The sequence below is a fragment of the Desulfosporosinus cupriresistens genome, assembly GCF_001707885.1.
GTDB lineage: Bacteria > Bacillota > Desulfitobacteriia > Desulfitobacteriales > Desulfitobacteriaceae > Desulfosporosinus.
This window is the reverse complement of the sequence record NZ_MASS01000009.1, coordinates 42931-57695: the sequence shown is the minus strand read 5'-3', so window position 1 is coordinate 57695 and position 14765 is coordinate 42931. Positions and strand designations below refer to the sequence as shown.

The 14765-nt window shown below is 40.1% G+C and carries 13 protein-coding genes and 3 riboswitches; of the genes, 6 read left to right on the top strand and 7 right to left on the bottom strand.

The features are described 5' to 3' along the window. Positions 1-351 precede the first annotated feature (351 nt). Complete coding sequence (locus tag DSBG_RS05485; protein ID WP_068963184.1) at positions 352-651, bottom strand: energy-coupling factor ABC transporter substrate-binding protein; 300 nt, start codon at positions 649-651, stop codon at positions 352-354. Beyond that, a complete protein-coding gene (locus DSBG_RS05480) occupies positions 648-1433 on the bottom strand; it encodes an energy-coupling factor ABC transporter permease (protein WP_068963183.1) in 786 nt (261 codons plus the stop codon). The genes DSBG_RS05485 and DSBG_RS05480 overlap by 4 nt, the downstream gene beginning before the upstream one ends. A gap of 233 nt (positions 1434-1666) precedes the next feature. Continuing rightward, positions 1667-1857, bottom strand: a riboswitch (cobalamin riboswitch). A gap of 539 nt (positions 1858-2396) precedes the next feature. Beyond that, positions 2397-2591: riboswitch (cobalamin riboswitch) on the top strand. Between the two features lie 127 nt (positions 2592-2718). Between DSBG_RS05480 and DSBG_RS05475 the strand changes: the two genes are divergently transcribed. Continuing rightward, positions 2719-3201 carry a hypothetical protein gene (locus tag DSBG_RS05475; protein ID WP_242877412.1) on the top strand — a complete coding sequence of 161 codons (483 nt, stop codon included), beginning with the start codon at positions 2719-2721 and terminating at the stop codon, positions 3199-3201. 199 nt (positions 3202-3400) lie between these two features. Here DSBG_RS05475 and DSBG_RS05470 read toward each other — a convergent pair whose 3' ends face one another. Beyond that, positions 3401-4081, bottom strand: a complete 681-nt coding sequence (locus DSBG_RS05470) for a cobalamin B12-binding domain-containing protein (protein ID WP_068963182.1) — start codon at positions 4079-4081, stop codon at positions 3401-3403. A 952-nt stretch (positions 4082-5033) separates the two neighbouring features. Here DSBG_RS05470 and DSBG_RS05465 point away from each other — a divergent pair. Genes DSBG_RS05465 through tsaA form a run of 4 tightly spaced genes read left to right on the top strand, consistent with a single transcriptional unit; the run spans position 5034 to position 7670 of the window. After that, positions 5034-5231, top strand: a complete 198-nt coding sequence (locus tag DSBG_RS05465; RefSeq protein ID WP_068963181.1) for a CooT family nickel-binding protein — start codon at positions 5034-5036, stop codon at positions 5229-5231. 19 nt (positions 5232-5250) lie between these two features. Continuing rightward, complete coding sequence (cbiQ, locus tag DSBG_RS05460) at positions 5251-6183, top strand: cobalt ECF transporter T component CbiQ (protein WP_068963180.1); 933 nt, start codon at positions 5251-5253, stop codon at positions 6181-6183. Between the two features lie 4 nt (positions 6184-6187). Then, the gene (locus DSBG_RS05455; RefSeq protein WP_009614850.1) at positions 6188-6982 is read left to right on the top strand and encodes an energy-coupling factor ABC transporter ATP-binding protein; all 795 of its coding nucleotides are present in this window, start codon (positions 6188-6190) and stop codon (positions 6980-6982) included. Positions 6983-7001: 19 nt separating this feature from the next. Further along, positions 7002-7670, top strand: a complete 669-nt coding sequence (gene tsaA / locus DSBG_RS05450) for a tRNA (N6-threonylcarbamoyladenosine(37)-N6)-methyltransferase TrmO (RefSeq protein ID WP_068963179.1) — start codon at positions 7002-7004, stop codon at positions 7668-7670. 266 nt (positions 7671-7936) lie between these two features. Here the strand turns inward: tsaA and DSBG_RS05445 are convergent, their stop codons facing one another. From DSBG_RS05445 to DSBG_RS05430, 4 genes are all read right to left on the bottom strand, one after another. Next, a complete protein-coding gene (locus DSBG_RS05445; protein WP_068963178.1) occupies positions 7937-9838 on the bottom strand; it encodes an ABC transporter ATP-binding protein in 1902 nt (633 codons plus the stop codon). Next, positions 9835-11562 carry an ABC transporter ATP-binding protein gene (locus tag DSBG_RS05440; RefSeq protein WP_068963177.1) on the bottom strand — a complete coding sequence of 576 codons (1728 nt, stop codon included), beginning with the start codon at positions 11560-11562 and terminating at the stop codon, positions 9835-9837. The genes DSBG_RS05445 and DSBG_RS05440 overlap by 4 nt, the downstream gene beginning before the upstream one ends. A 41-nt stretch (positions 11563-11603) precedes the next feature. Continuing rightward, a complete protein-coding gene (locus DSBG_RS05435; RefSeq protein WP_009614857.1) occupies positions 11604-12044 on the bottom strand; it encodes a MarR family winged helix-turn-helix transcriptional regulator in 441 nt (146 codons plus the stop codon). 194 nt (positions 12045-12238) lie between these two features. Next, positions 12239-13042, bottom strand: coding sequence for a manganese catalase family protein (locus tag DSBG_RS05430; RefSeq protein WP_068963176.1), 804 nt, complete (start codon positions 13040-13042; stop codon positions 12239-12241). A 227-nt stretch (positions 13043-13269) separates the two neighbouring features. After that, positions 13270-13390, top strand: a riboswitch (cyclic di-GMP riboswitch). Positions 13391-13479: 89 nt separating this feature from the next. Here DSBG_RS05430 and DSBG_RS05425 point away from each other — a divergent pair. Beyond that, positions 13480-14754, top strand: a complete 1275-nt coding sequence (locus DSBG_RS05425) for an ArsB/NhaD family transporter (protein WP_068963175.1) — start codon at positions 13480-13482, stop codon at positions 14752-14754. Positions 14755-14765 lie beyond the last annotated feature (11 nt).

Below are 14765 nucleotides of genomic sequence, written 5' to 3'. Positions count from 1 at the left end.
CACAGCAATATCATTTCCTCAATAATTTACATTCTACAATCGTTCGCGAATTCCTGCCAAATTGTTCCTTATCAAAATTAATTATTTCCGTCTATAGATAATTATTCTCAAAGTTTTATCACTCAGGCCTCCTTTCATATAGAAACAAAAAACGTTCTCTCACGAGAACGCCTTATCAATCCTAATAACAATAATTGTTGATGTTATTTATTAGCACCATAACCTGCTTCCCACAACATGTTCCATGCTTGCGTAACAGAGAAGCCACTATTGGGCCAAGTCATAGCGAAAAATGTCCTTCTATTTTCTCACAAGCATCTGCCATTGTCTCCAAGACATAACAATCCAAGGTTACCCAGCTTGACTTTTCTTGCTCTCGTTATATCTACCCTTCGAATAACCCAAATAATAAAAGACGAATCCACTGCCAAGCGCAGCCTGTAAGGCAAACAAAAAAGATTCAACCTCTCCACTTGGTGGTTCCCACAAGGGCTTAAACCAAGGTTCATAATTAGCATTGATCGAGCTAATTGCCTGCTCTGCCTGATCATCAGCTCCGGCAAATTCGCCATTATGGGCTACAAAAAGCGGAGCGAAGGCCAAGACAACAACAATTACCAGTAATATTCCATTCTTGGCAATCGGTTTCATACTTTCACCCCCTGTTTGTTGCTAGGCAACTCTTTCCCAGTAAATACCGATAAAATCTGCAACTCTTTTTTACTGTAAGCACTCAGAATATTAATCACCATTACCGTAAGGATACCCTCACTTATAGCTAAAGGAAGCTGAGTGAACGCAAAGATACCCATGAATTTTACTGTAGAAGCCATTACTCCACCTGTGGCTGCAGGAAAAGCCAGCCCCAGCTGAAAGGAAGTTGTGATGTAGGTCATTAGGTCCCCTATCGTTGCTGATAGAAAAACAGATAGCCACAGCGGCGCGCCCATTTTCTTGGTACCTTTATAGATAGCATAAGAAACAAATGGTCCAACAATCCCCATAGAAAACGTGTTAGCACCTAGGGTTGTTATTCCGCCGTGAGCCAGTAATAGAGCCTGAAAGATTAAGACAATCATCCCCAAGACAGTCATTGCTGCAGGTCCAAACAGAATCGTACCTAGGCCCACACCAGTTGGGTGCGAACAGCTACCCGTTACAGACGGAATTTTCAGGGCCGACAAAACAAAAGCGAAGGCTCCGGCCATGGCCAGCAACATCTTTAAACTCGGGTGTTCAGTCACTGTTTTCTTAATGGAAATTACCCCAGCGATAACAAACGAAATCATCGCAATCCACCAAAAAGCGGCCCAGTTAAAAGGCAAGAAGCCTTCCATAATATGCATAGCGTAAGCATTATCCGGAAATATAACATAGATAGCAACAACGTAGATGATTAATAAACCAATACTTCTAAACTTTCGCAGGTTCAAAATATAACCACTCCTTTATTCTCTACCTTTAAGCCTATATTGCCTATGTCTTCGTCAAACCATCTGCTCTAAAATCGCACACCTCCTTAACACCATCTGATTGGACAGGCTCTTACTCTCAAATTATTCTAGTGGTCCATCAAAGAAATTAAATAAACCTCTTGCACCTGGATGCAAGAGGTTATATATGTTCAGAGACATAGATATCCTTACCTCCCATCCTTAGTGGGCTAAAGGAAAATTCAGAATAAGCAGGTTTCCTGGCTTTAGATCATCATAGCCCTACGTCTTCCCAGATTTAATCCAGTGACACATTGCAAGGCTACTCCCTGTTACAGTGGCGGGACCGCGTCGGATTTAAACCGACTTCCCTTTTAAACACTTCTTTTTACAAAAGAAGTGTACTTACTCTTCATAATATTAAATTGGCTATAGAATAGCATGGGTTAATTTTCCTGTCAATGGTTTATTATACTGCTTGAAGTACTCTCAAATGATGCCTTAAATGACGCTCTATTGAATTCTCAGGCGAATACTTCCCGCTAACAAGTAATTAATACGATAATCTCACCATAATATGTTGATTATTTAACATTTTACTTTTTAATCCTATGTTAAAATCACCTACAACAAACTAGCTGCTTTAACTAATAAATACAACTCTACGCAGCTTACTAGCGTATTTTGATCTCCAAGCAATCCCCTTTCAGATACACTTCTCTCTTATATCATAGTTATGTTCATATGTGGGCAGAGCATTAGGCCTACACTCGTTCGTTCCTTAATCTGATAAAACTGGAAGCATGGTAAAAAAATCGAGTGGTCACTCTATTGCTCCGTTAACCAGTTCTATTACCTGAGGCTAGGATGTTAAATCGATCTATGATTAGAGGTGAATATATGAAGATAATGGCCTTAAATACCATTGACAGGGGATTTGACCCATGCTATTCTTTAAGCAACTTAATATTATACCAAATGAGTATATTGTCTTTGCAAACATAAAGATAATATTTAAATGAGAAGTCAGTCTAATTCTGACGCGGTCCCGCCACTGTAATAGGGAGTAGCTTTACAAAATGTCACTGGAGTTATCCGGGAAGACGTAAGGTTGCGATGAACTTAAGCCAGGATACCTGCTCATTTTGGAATTCACCTTTAGCACCCACGACGGATGGGAGGGTAAGGATATTTATGTTATTGGCATATTTATAAACCTCCTGCTTTGAGTGCGGGAGGTTTATTTATTCTACTTCTAGGTTGATGTATAAGGTGATTTTTAGAGATGTTTTTCTTAGACGGAACTATGGACTATGGGTTAATTAGTATGAGGGGATGGGGAAATAATATGATTACAGCCACTGTTCATAGCTTAGAAGGTGTTGTTGGTAGACTTGGGTTAGACCCACTCGCAGTTAACCGCTTTATGGCGGAGTGGTTACAAACTGCACGTGAGGTATCTTTTGAGGAAGCTAATGAGGTAGCTTGTATCTTAAATAAAATGAAAAAAAGTGCCAAGTACTACTTAGCTCCAGACCCTGCACAAGAGGGTAATCAAGTCGTGCTCATAGTGCGAAAAAATCGAGTTATTACTGTATTTACTCAGTTAACCAATTCCTTTTACGGCGTCCCTGAGGCTAAGACTGTGAATGGTACACGAATGATTAAAACACTAGGGGGAGATATGTATGAAGACCATGGAAACTGGGTTAGACAACTAAGAATAAAGCACCTGAAAAATTTATATGGGAAAAATCTCCGCTACTAAAGTCAAGGATAATAAATCTCTTTCAAAATGATAAAAAACCATATAAATCACAGGCGTCGTCTCACCACCTAATGACTCATATGGCCTTAATAGCATAACTTCTTTGCATTCGCCAGACAGTTTGGACGAGAGTTCCTGGAACCAACCTATAAACTTTCATCGATAGTTCACCATTCTTGCCTCCGTGCATTTATGGTTTTCAGTTAACGAGGCAGTGTGTAGCTTTATGAGGTTTAACACTTTCTTTAATAAGTTTCATTGCCAAATCAACCGCTTTCATTACATCGACAGCAAACCCATCTGCCTTGATAGTTTGTGCATACTCTTGAGTTGCTGGACTTCCACCAATAATAATTTTAACTTTATCGCGTAGATCCCGACGATTGAGTTCCCTTATTGTCTCAGACATCATACCTAAAGTGGTCGTAAGCATAGCAGACATGGCCAAGATGTCGGGCTGGTGGTCTATAATTGCTTGCGCAAAATCTTCAGGTTGGACGTCAATTCCAAGGTCAATGACTTCTAATCCAGCACCACAAAACATCATAACAATTAAATTTTTCCCGATATCATGTAAATCTCCGGCTACTGTGCCAATAACTACTTTACCGAGTGAAGATTGCTGTGGATTTGACAAGAACGGGTTCAATACATGCAACCCCGCATACATTGCCCGTGAAGCGATTAATACATCCGAAATATAGATAATGTTATCTTTAAATTGTCTTCCGATTTCCTGCATGCCTGGCATTAATGCTTTTTCAAGGATTGTTCGGGGTTCTATCCCGTTCTCAATCGCCAGTATGGTAAGAGTTTTCACCCGGTTAGCCTGTCCCTTTATTAAAGCTTTAGTGATAAATTCTAATTCTGAGGTTATCAACAGAGCTCACCTCCTCGGCAATTGGATAATTTACAAACATAAGCTTTACTCTTAAATCACTAATTCATTGTTAACACCTCCAAAAATAAAAAAGGCCAATGAAAGATGACCAAACTACTGTCAAGTCAAGACCTCCATGGGCCTTATATTCATGATGATTATTATTATAATATCAAGGAATAACATTTATGTAAAGCTTTCCCTTAATAATTTTCAGAATTTTCATTTTTTTGTAATATGATAACCAACATTACAAACTTTTGTCAGTAGATTTACTCTTGTCAGTAGATTTAACTCTTGTCAAGGCTTCAAGTGAGTAAGCCTCTCAAAGCAAAATTCAAAGGGGATTATAACCTATAAAAATAGATTTTTAAAAACACAAAACTATAGAAGGAATTAACACATTTGTGTAGAATAACAACGGTATAAAAGAATATTATGATAAAACAAAGACCATGGAGGTCTTGGCTTGACTTTAAGTCTGGTCAATTTTCCATGGTCTTTTCCATTTTCAACAAGGAGGTGGACTTATAACATATGAGCTCGTTCAGTATCTTTCCGTAATGTGATAATTCCTTGTTCCAAAATACCTTCAAAATACACCTGTAACCTCAACTCGGACCCAATGATATTCTGATCTGACCATCACAATCTCATTGGGCCTGTTATCCATGACAAAAGCTACTAGAAGATTGAACCATCCTAAAAGGATACAATTGTGCAAATAACATACAATATTAACTAGTACCCTTCATACAACATGTTTCTCCCTTGCAATACTTTTTATTTAATTACTTTTACAGGAAATCCCTACTGACTGTCGAATAATAGTTATAACTTAATGCCTAATAAAACCTGGCTAATATATACTGACTAGTACAAAAACATAGCGGTCGACCCGAATATAGGTATCCAAAGCCTTTAATTTTAAAAAAGAAGGAGCAAAATAATAATGTGTGAAGCTAATGCCTATCTTAAAGATGGAGAAAACGAAGTGTTGTTTATGGAATCAGTAGATATCATCGAACCCTATGAAAACGGTCTTAAACTCATGGATATTTTCGGAAAACAAATGTTTATCCAAGCCAGAATCAAAGACATGACTCTTCTGAACCACCGCATTATTTTAGAAAGAACCGACATTAAATAACGAAAGAGAGCTAATCAGCATGGATCTTCCTCTTTGGCTTCAAGATAATAGTCCACTTGCGCCTTCTCCTTCAAAATTAAAGCAATCGAACTTTATTCAAAAAACCCTTAAAGGTATTATTACTTTTGTAAGGGAGTCCGTCTATTCTGAGGAGGTCGCTCTTCGCTCAGGGTTCCTGCAAGCTATGGATCCCAGGATGAAACTGCTTGCCTTTTTTTCACTCCTCATAACTGTCAATCTTTTGCGTCATTTGCCTCTACTTTGGGGGACTTATCTGATTATTCTGATCCTGGCCACGTTATCGAAGGTTCCTACTCGGTTCCTCGTTCAGCGGGTCTGGTTAGTTATACCCTTATTTACGGGAATTATGGTTCTCCCGGCCTTATTTAATTGGGTACGCCCTGGTGATCCCCTCTGGACCATTTGGACTTTCTCAACCTCACTCCACGTCGGACCCGTTCATTTTCCGCGTGAATTAAGCATTACTTCACAGGGCTTTTGGGGAGCAATCCTCCTGATCAGCAGAGTCGGCATTTCAGTCACTCTCGCCGTTCTTCTCACCCTTACCACGCGCTGGAACAATCTGTTGCGCGCGTTACGCACTATTTTCGTCCCTAGGATTTTCATCGTTACCCTGGAAATGACCTACCGTTATATTTTTGTGCTCATCACCCTCCTTGAAGACATGTTCTTAGCACGGAAGGCACGTGACTCAGGCCATTCTTCCGGAGCTGAACAGCGACGATTTGTCGGTTCCTCCATTGCTCATCTTTTCGGAAAATCGCTTCAGATGAGTGAAGAGGTCTATACATCGATGACCGCACGGGGATATACCGGCGAAATTTATACCCTTCAACCTTTCCAACTGCGTTGGATAGACATCTTTAGCATAGGAGTCAGCCTTATGTTAAGTTTATCACTTTATGCTGCCGACAAAGTCTTAGGAGGATAATAACTTGTCAGAACAAACCGTCCCTATTTTCCAATTAACGGCTGTTTCGTACGCCTATATTCCTGATCATCCCGTATTATCCGATATTCATCTTCAACTCTACCCAGCACAAAGCCTTGTTATTCTTGGCGCCAATGGAAGTGGGAAGTCAACACTACTGAAGATTCTTGCCGGACTTGTTCATCCTACATCCGGTCAAATTCTGGCCTTTGGTCAGGAAATTACAGAAAAGAAACTGCAGGATCCTTCATTTTTATCTGAGTTTCGCCAACGTGTGGGTTTTATTTTTCAGAATTCTGATGCCCAACTATTCTCTGCTACCGTCCGGGATGAGTTATCCTTTGCGCCACTTCAACTTGGTCTTTCAACCGAACAGGTGAAACAACGGATTGTTGAAACTGCTGACCTGCTGGGAATCACACCTCTGCTAGACCGCCCCCCTTATAAACTAAGCGGTGGGGAGAAGAAAAAAGTCGCTTTGGCATGCGTTCTTACCGCTAACCCTGAAGTTTTATTTCTTGATGAACCTACGAATGGACTCGACCCTCGCACTCAGTTTTGGCTTGTAGAATTTCTTTCAGCCCTCCAAAACGCTGGGAAGACGATCATAACCGCAACACATGACCTTTCCATTGTTGAAGAAATCGCCCAGCGGGTGATTGTCTTACGCGAAAACCATACAGTCGCTGCAGACAGCACAGCGCCCGAAATTCTAAGTGACAGGGAACTTCTCTTAGATGTAAATCTTATTCATGAGCGATCTCATTTTCATATCGGTGGAGCTAAGAACCACGGTTAAAAAATGAAAGGGGATTTTTATGGACATCACATTTCAATCCATTGGTACAATTCATACGCCCTATTTTGCCTTTAATACTCCCCATCAGCCGATTCCTGACGCACCCGGTGATTTTTGGATAACGCTTAATCCCGACTATGCCAGTGCTCTAAAAACCTTAAACACCTTTAAGTACATTTATGTCCTCTATCAGCTAGATCAAGTGACCTCTCCGGTTGAACTGCTGACAACCTCCCCCTGGGCTCCCGAAACTGAAATCGGCCTCTTTGCTAGCCGCTCCCCTAAAAGACCCAATCCCATCGGCCTAAGTATTGTCAAAGTAAAAGAAATCCATGGTAATGAACTCATCATTTCAGGGATTGATGTTTATAATGGAACCCCCTTAATAGACATCAAACCGTATATGCATTTCTTGGACAGCAAAGAGGATGCCAATAATGGCTGGTTTGATGCTCTTCCTGATAAAGAGCATACGATAGCTCATGCCCTCGGTCTCTCTCATGAGCATGAGCATCAACACCATCATAATCACCACAGTCATACCCATAGCCACCATGACGACCATACTTCGCATGAGGATGGTCAAAGCAGTCACCATAACGTTCCTGAACACGACCACAACCACAACAATCATGACCACGAACACCCTGAACATGGTCATAAACACCCTCATGAACATAACGATTAAGAACTAGTAAGGCAATTCATGAATTGCCCCTCACCATAACTCCTCAAGTTACCATACAGATTCCTGAAAACTTATTCTTTCTGACTTAGCACCAAAAGGGGGCTGTGCTAAAACTTGTTACTATATTTTTCACATCCCCACTTTTGCTTCTATATCATCAAAACACAAGCGTCCTCACTCCACTTTAATAGTGAAATGAGGACGCTTATTGATTGTTGTAACCACTTGAAATTTTGGAGACTGAGTTTTCACACATCCCCCTCTTTTTAGACTACGTCATTCTCTAAATTTGCTCCAGCAAACTGACTATTGTAAAGATCTGCATAGAAACCATTCTGAGCAAGAAGATCATTATGGTTACCCATTTCAATAATACTTCCTTTGTTCATTACCAAGATCAATTCCGCATCTCTGATCGTAGAAAGTCTATGGGCAATTACAAAGCTTGTTCGACCATTCATAAGTTCCGTCATCGCTCTTTGGATATAAACCTCAGTTCTCGAGTCAACACTACTGGTCGCTTCATCAAGAATTAGAATTGACGGATCTGCCAGGATTGCCCGAGCAATCGTTAGAAGTTGTTTTTGACCCTGCGAAATATTCGAAGCTTCTTCATTCAAGATTGTATTATAACCATCAGGAAGTGTTTTAATGAAGTGATGGGCGTGTGCAGCTCTTGTTGCTTGGATAACCTCTTCTTCTGTAGCACCCTCTCGCCCGTAGGCTATATTCTCCATAATAGTACCATTAAAAAGCCAAGTATCTTGAAGCACCATGCCGAACATACTGCGTAAAGAGCCACGCTTGATATCTCGGATATCAACGCCATCGATCGTGATTTTACCAGCACCTATTTCATAGAACCGCATCAGCAGATTAACAAGTGTCGTCTTCCCGGCACCCGTCGGCCCAACGATAGCAATGGTATGACCCTGCTTCACGTCGATATTCATATTCTTGATAAGTGGTTCTTCTTCTTTATAGCTAAAGTCTACATTTTCAAATCTTACTTCGCCCTTAGGGAAGGCAATAACTTTAGCATTCGCACTATCCGGTAATTCTTCGCTTTCATCCAGCAATTCAAAGACACGTTCAGCAGATGCCACCGTTGATTGAATGATGTTAGCTATATTGGCCGTTTGAACGATAGGCATCGTAAATTGCCTTGAGTATTGAATAAACGCTAGAATATCGCCAATTGTGATGGTACCTCTGGTTGCAAAAATACCGCCAACGACACAGACAATAACATATCCTAGATTGCCAACGAATCTCATTAAGGGCATTATTATCCCTGAAATAAACTGTGCTTTATAGCCGGCATTATAGAGTTGATCATTAATAGCATTAAAGGTTGTAATCGATTCATCCTCACGGCCGAAAGCCTTAACAATTCTGTGACCAGTGTACATTTCTTCGACATGCCCATTAAGTTGTCCCAGTGATCTTTGCTGTTCAGCAAAGTTCTTTTGAGAGTGTTTGGCTATTTTCATGGTCACAAAAACATAGAGTGGTAACGTTAAGATAACAATAAGGGTTAATAAGGGGCTTATGGAAAGCATCATAACCACAACACCTAGAATCGTTACAATAGAAGTAATCAATTGGGTCAGACTTTGCTGAAGCGTCGTTGAAATATTATCAAAATCGTTGGTAACCCGGCTGAGAATTTCGCCATGCGTACGGGCATCAAAGAACTTAAGCGGCAAGCGGGCAAGCTTCTCATCAACTTCCTTACGCATATTATAAACCGTTTTTTGGGCAACTCCAGCCATAATATATTGTTGCAAATAACTAAATGCCGCACTAATAAGATATAACCCTAAAAGAATTAACACAATCTGACCAATATACGTGAAATCCATGCTTGGAATAGGCTGATGCATCTTCAGGGCCATCATTTTGGCTCCGAAACCTTCAGCTATTTTTGTAATCGCCTTACTCATAATTTTAGGTCCAACAATACTGAAAACTGTTCCCAAGATTGCAAATATAAACACAGTAATAAATCTAGTTCTCTGAGGCTTTAAATAACTAAGCAACCTGAAAAGCGTCCCCTTGAAATCCTTCGCTTTTTCTACCGGTTTTCCAAGTGATCCCGCTGGGCCGCCTGATCTTCCACCAAAAACTCCTTGTTGAGGTTTATCAACTTTACGTTCTTCACTCATGCTAATTCCTCCTCTGAAAGCTGTGAAGCTACAATCTCGCGATATACCTTGCAGGTATTAAGCAATTCTTTATGCGTTCCCATGCCCGATATCTGACCGTCATCTAAGACTATAATTCTATCAGCATCTCTGACAGTTGAAACGCTTTGGGCAATAATAAAAACTGTAGCATCCAGGACTTCGGGCTTAAGCGCTGCCCGTAGCTTAGCAGAGGTTTTAAAATCTAAGGCAGAGAAACTATCGTCAAAAATATAGATCTCCGGTTTCCTAATTAAAGCACGGGCAATAGAAAGGCGTTGTTTCTGTCCCCCTGAAACATTGGTTCCACCCTGGGCAATATGATGGTCAAAACCTGCTTCTAACCCTGAGACGAACTCCGTTGCTTGAGCAACACGGGCTGCCTGTTCAATCTCTTCCAAAGTAGCATTTTCTTTGCCGTATTTTATATTTTCAGCAATAGTCCCTGAAAAAAGCACCGTTTTTTGAGGAACAAAACCAATTTTAGCACGCAACGCTTTCTGACTCATTTCTCGAACATCGACTCCATCAACTAAAACACTGCCGTTTTCCACATCGTAGAAACGAGTAATTAAATTAACTAACGTGGATTTTCCCGAACCGGTCCCTCCAATAATTGCTGTTAGCTCACCTGGTTTTGCGCTGAAGGTTATCTTGTTAAGAGCTGGTTGATCTGCGCCAGGGTACCTAAAGGATACTTCTTTAAATTCAACAAAACCTCTTTCACTATTGGTGGTATCTGATTTTTCAGGATCAATGATATCGAGATTTGCTTCCAGTACTTCGTTGATTCTCACCGCCGAAACCTGAGCACGGGGAACCATAATGAATAACATCACAAGCATCAGTAAGGAAAATAATATTTGCGTAGCATATTGAATAAAGGCTAACAGTGATCCAATCTGCATAGATCCCTCTTCTATTCTTAGCGCACCAAACCAAACAAGTGCCACAGTGGTTAAGTTCATAATCAACATCATCGCTGGCATTAATACCGCCATAATTATATTGACTTTAACTGCATTGTCCATAAGATCTGCGTTAGCGTCATCAAAGCGTACTCTTTCTTTCTCAATGCGATTAAAAGCTCGCACCACTCTGATGCCTGTCAGTTTCTCTCGTAAAACAAGATTCAATTTATCTATTTTTTCTTGCATGACCTTAAATAGAGGCAAGCCTCTTTTCAAGGTGATCCCAATTACAAGGAATAGGATTGGTATTGTAACCACAAGCACCCACGCCAGTGATCTATCCTGTTGCAAGGCCATAATAACTCCACCAATACAAGTTAACGGCGCAGTAATCATCATACTTAGGATCAAAACAGATACTTGCTGAATTTGAGTTACATCATTGGTTGTTCTGGTAATCAGTGTCGCAGTTCCAAATTTATCAAACTCATGCAAAGAAAAACTTTCAACTTTAGCAAAAATCTTTTCTCGCAAGATCTTGCCAAATCCTACAGCTGTTTTTGATGAGAGATAAGTGGCCATAATCGCACATAATGTCCCACCTGCTGCAATGAGTAACATGAAACCACCTATTTTAAGAATATAATTAATATCTTGGTTAGCTAAACCCTTGTCAACAATATCGGCCATTAAGGTAGGTAAATAGAGATCTGAAAGTACTTGTGCAAAAAGAAAAACGATTATAACAGCTATATATAGAGTATATTGTTTTAGGAATCTATATAATTTAAGCATTAAACATCTCTCCAATCTTTTGTAATCTAGATGAGTTCAAATTATTCTTCGTAACCACCTAGAAGCTTCCTCAAGGCATCTAAACCTTCAAATATTTTATCAAGTTCTTCGGGCGTGCCTTTGTTCATTGTGTTTTCGATGCTTTCCTCTAGTCTTTTATGAAAATTCTTGTGCCTTTCCATAAAATCAGAAGATATGCTGACATAAACGACTCTTTTATCTTGTTCACTTCTTTTTCTTTCTACCATCCCCTGCTTCTCAAGCCTATCGATAATGCCTGATACCGTACTATTGGATAAACAAAGCTTACTACTTAATTCTGTTATTTTAAGCGTTTTCTCTTTACTTAAAATTCCAATGACCATGCTTTGCGGAGCAGTCATACCAATTCCCTCAAACATTTTGCTCATATTTTGCTTGAAAAGATGCATTACTTCCTGAAAAAGTTTGGCAACTTTTACACTATCATTTGAGTTCTCCATTTTGTTCACCGCTTCCCAATATATTTCGTATAAGAATATTTCGTGTAAGAATACTTCGTCCACGAAGTATATTACTCCCTTTGTATTTAATTGTCAAACAAATATTTATAGGTCAAATATAAAAAACGGACATTTTCTGTCCGTTTTATACTAAAGGTGAGGTCTTCCTAAAATTCAAACATCTCTATCTCTGTTTAATGTTGTCCCGGTGGTTGAGGTTGAGAATACTGTGGATTGTTTCGAGTATGGTCATTGTAGCCTGGCTTGACTTCCTTAGTTCCAGCCGATTGCGGATCTTTACCGTACTGAGCTGGCCCACCATATTTCTCGTTGGGGTTCTCCTCATAGGAGAATTCGTTGCCTTGATTCCAGGGGCCTCGACTATCTCCTTGTCCAGTGGACATATTCATGTATTTCTTAGAGAAGTCAGAATCTCTAAAGTCTTTATTTACTCCGCTTCCTGCTAAGGTATTAATCGCTTGCATAAACGAGAAGTTATGAGATTCCTCGCGGCTTAAAAGAAATCGGATCATATCTTTGACACCGGCATCATCTGTTTGTTGCAACAGACGCTCATAAACTAGTTTAGCTCGCAACTCTGCTCCCGCATTGGCGGAAAGATCAGTATATAAATCCCCAGTTGAATTAACAAAGTTAGATGTCCAAGGTACACCGGCAGAGTTGACCAGGAGTGGGCCTCCTCCTAACAGGGCCATATGATTGGCTGGGAAATCTTTAGGAATGCTATCAACGGGTCCAATCAACATTGCTAAGGCTTCACCGACCATTTCTAAATGGCTTAACTCCTCAGCTGCAATATCTTGCAGTAAATCCCTTATTTTCGGATCATTACACCCTACACTCTGAGAAAAATACTGCATAGCTGCTTTAAGTTCACCATTGCCACCCCCAAATTGCTCTAATAATAAGACGGCAAATCGAGGATCTGGTTGGTCGACATGTACGGTGTATTCCATATCCTTAACATGTTTAAACACTTAAAAGCCCTCCCTTTTAGCTAATTTATTTGAAGTGATAATTACTTGTCGAATTTCAAGGTTATTATTTGATTTAGTTTAAACTTTTATCCGGGGGAATTGTTTACAGTTAAGCGAAAGAATTCAAGATTAATTTCCGATAGAAAAACATCTTTAGTTCTTGACGATTACTAACCCTGCTTGATATACTGACAACAAATCTGTTATTCTGAATTTAATAATCAGCAGTTCGGTTGGGGTAAACTTTGCGAAAGCGAAGGACGCTAAAGTCATGGGTCTAAGGCTTAAGAAAACCAAAGTACTTTTAAAGTTATTTGGAACTTAAGCTAAGATCGCCAGATTACAAGATAGAACTTCTCTGGGGAGAGTAGTCACTGAAGACTGCTCTCTTTTATTTTGGGAATATTAGGTAAAAAACTTTTTTTGGAGGTGTATTAATGCTCATTGGGATAGCCATAACACTCTTCTTATTTAGCTATTTCTTCATTATCATAGAAAAGATCCCTCGCGCTGTAATCGCAGTTTTCGGTGCCTCACTACTGATTATCTTTGGGGTTCTTACTCAAGAAAAGGCGATTCATCATATTGATTGGAACACCTTGGGGCTATTGGTTGGGATGATGATCATCGTTGATCTGACTCGACGATCAGGCATCTTTACCTTTTTAGCCATCTGGATTAGCAAAAAGGTAAAGGGGGATCCCCTATTACTGATGCTCTCCTTATCCTTGCTCACAGCTTTCCTATCCGCATTATTGGACAACGTCACAACTGTCTTATTGATTGTTCCTGTAGCCCTTTCAATTGCTGATCAATTGGAAGTCGATCCTACTCCCTTTCTCTTCAGTCAAATTCTCATGAGTAACATTGGTGGCACAGCAACTCTTATCGGAGATCCACCCAATATAATAATTGCCGGACAAACGCAACTTAGTTTTATGGATTTTATTATTAATCTGGCCCCCGTTATTATTATCATTATTATTGTTGCTCTTTACATTTTTTATCTTCTATATCGTCATAAGTTAGTTACCAAAGACGAATTAAAAACTAAACTCATGGTTCAAAATGAATGGGACCATATTAAAGACTTTGCCTTACTCAAAAAAAGTCTTTCCGTGTTAAGCTTAGTCATCTTGGGTTTTTCTTTGCATTCCATTCTGCACCTTGAAACAGCCACCATCGCCCTTAGCGGGGCAATGCTCTTAATGATCTGGACCCACGAAGAACCTGAAGACATTTTCTTAGCTATTGAATGGCCCACGCTCTTTTTCTTTGCCGGTTTGTTCGTTCTTGTTGGTGGCCTTATTGAAGTCGGAGTTCTTGACCGTCTCGCAGTGTGGAGCATGAGCCTGACCCAGGGAGACCCCCTCATCATGGCTATGTTGATTTTATTTATATCCGCTCTGCTCTCTTCCTTCCTCGATAATATTCCTTTCGTAGCAACCATGATTCCACTGATCCAAAAACTCGCCTTACTGAGCCAGTTTACTGCTGCACAAACACAGCCCCTGTGGTGGGCTTTGGCCTTAGGCGCTTGCCTTGGCGGAAACGGAACCTTGGTAGGAGCTTCCGCTAATCTCATCGTGGCAGGAATTGCTGAGAAAAATGGCATTAAAATACGTTATACTCAATTTCTTAAAGTAGGTTTTCCCATCATGATTCTCTCCACTGTAATTTCAGCTATTTACCTCCTGATTCGTTATTATTAAGTCACGCCGCA

Bases quoted from the DNA above. Each gene is read 5' to 3' on its own strand.
- DSBG_RS05485 (WP_068963184.1), bottom strand. From the start codon at position 651: ATGAAACCGATTGCCAAGAATGGAATATTACTGGTAATTGTTGTTGTC.
- DSBG_RS05475 (WP_242877412.1), top strand. From the start codon at position 2,719: ATGTTTTTCTTAGACGGAACTATGGACTATGGGTTAATTAGTATGAGG.
- DSBG_RS05465 (WP_068963181.1), top strand. From the start codon at position 5,034: ATGTGTGAAGCTAATGCCTATCTTAAAGATGGAGAAAACGAAGTGTTG.
- cbiQ (WP_068963180.1), top strand. From the start codon at position 5,251: ATGGATCTTCCTCTTTGGCTTCAAGATAATAGTCCACTTGCGCCTTCT.
- tsaA (WP_068963179.1), top strand. From the start codon at position 7,002: ATGGACATCACATTTCAATCCATTGGTACAATTCATACGCCCTATTTT.
- DSBG_RS05445 (WP_068963178.1), bottom strand. From the start codon at position 9,838: ATGAGTGAAGAACGTAAAGTTGATAAACCTCAACAAGGAGTTTTTGGT.
- DSBG_RS05440 (WP_068963177.1), bottom strand. From the start codon at position 11,562: ATGCTTAAATTATATAGATTCCTAAAACAATATACTCTATATATAGCT.
- DSBG_RS05435 (WP_009614857.1), bottom strand. From the start codon at position 12,044: ATGGAGAACTCAAATGATAGTGTAAAAGTTGCCAAACTTTTTCAGGAA.
- DSBG_RS05425 (WP_068963175.1), top strand. From the start codon at position 13,480: ATGCTCATTGGGATAGCCATAACACTCTTCTTATTTAGCTATTTCTTC.